Below are 1,224 nucleotides of genomic sequence, written 5' to 3' on the forward strand. Positions count from 1 at the left end.
TCCGATCGGCCATAGGAACGATTCAAGGCCTCGACCTCGATAGGGTCCCCCAACACGGTACCGGTACCATGGGCCTCCAAGTAACCGACGCTCTCAGCCGGTATCTTTGACATCTTTAGGGCTCTTGTAACAGCTTTGATCTGGCCGTCAATACTGGGGGCCGAAAACGACATTTTCCGTGAACCGTCATTGTTCAGGCCGCTTCCCCTTATAATCGCATGGATGGTATCCTTGTCAGCCAACGCGTCCTTCAAACGTTTTAGCACAACCACACCAGCTCCCTCGCCACTGACCGTTCCACTGGCTCCCGCATCAAAGGGGCGGCAATGGCCGTCCCTAGAATAGATCATCCCTTCCCGGTACGGATATCCTTTTTTTGAGAAATTATTCACCCTTACACCCCCCGCCAAGGCGATATCGCATTCTCTTAACAGCAGACTCGATGACGCTTCCTGAACAGCTACCAAAGATGTGGAACAGGCCGTATTCAAATAAACAGAAGGCCCCTGTAAATCCAAAGCATAGGATACTCTCGAACATAAAAACGAAATATTACTACCCTGAGAAGCTTCAAATGCATCGGCCCCTTCGGATGTCAATAACTGGGAGTAATTCATCCAATCGTTGTTCAGGGCCGCCCCAGCGAAAAGCCCGATTTTATCGTCCGCCTTTCTCCTGCCGTAACCGGAGTCCTCAAGGGCATGCCAGCACACCTGGTGGAACAAACGCATTTGGGGATCCATCAACCGCGCTTCTTTGGGTAGGTAATTGAAGAATCCAGAATCAAAGTAATGCTTGTCCTTAAGGTAGGCGTTAGCTTTAACGTAGGAATCGGAATCCAGTAATTCCTTCGATATCGATTCATTTGAAAGCTCTTCGGTTGTGAAAAATGAAACAGATTCCTTTCCCTCAATTATGTTGCCCCAGAATTCATCTAAATTCTTTGACCCCGGAAATTTGCCCGAAATACCGATTATCGCTATGTCAGTCGATTTATAATTGCTCATCTTTAAGACTATCGATTATACCATCCATTTCATAGATTTCATCTGCAGTTCTCTTTCTTAAAATTTCTTCATCTAATCTGCCCCCAGTAATGCTTTTCACAAAACTTTGTATCGTTGAATATCTAAACAAGTCTGCAACTGCTACATCCACATTCAGTCTTTCCTCGATTTTCTTGCTTAGGCTTAGTATCTTGATCGAATTGCCCCCCAGTTCGAA

General features: G+C 46.2%; 2 protein-coding genes. Both read right to left on the reverse strand.

Annotated features, from left to right (window positions below):
• A partial coding sequence (locus ACKWCA_RS23975) for a beta-ketoacyl synthase N-terminal-like domain-containing protein (protein ID WP_413980786.1) occupies positions 1-1,007 on the reverse strand: 1,007 nt, incomplete at its 3' end.
• Positions 994-1,224, reverse strand: a 231-nt coding sequence (locus ACKWCA_RS23980; RefSeq protein WP_413980787.1) for an acyl carrier protein, incomplete at its 5' end; no start/stop codon positions are given. The genes ACKWCA_RS23975 and ACKWCA_RS23980, both read right to left, overlap by 14 nt.

This window comes from Maribacter corallii (genome assembly GCF_047345415.1).
In the GTDB taxonomy this organism is placed as follows: domain Bacteria; phylum Bacteroidota; class Bacteroidia; order Flavobacteriales; family Flavobacteriaceae; genus Maribacter_C.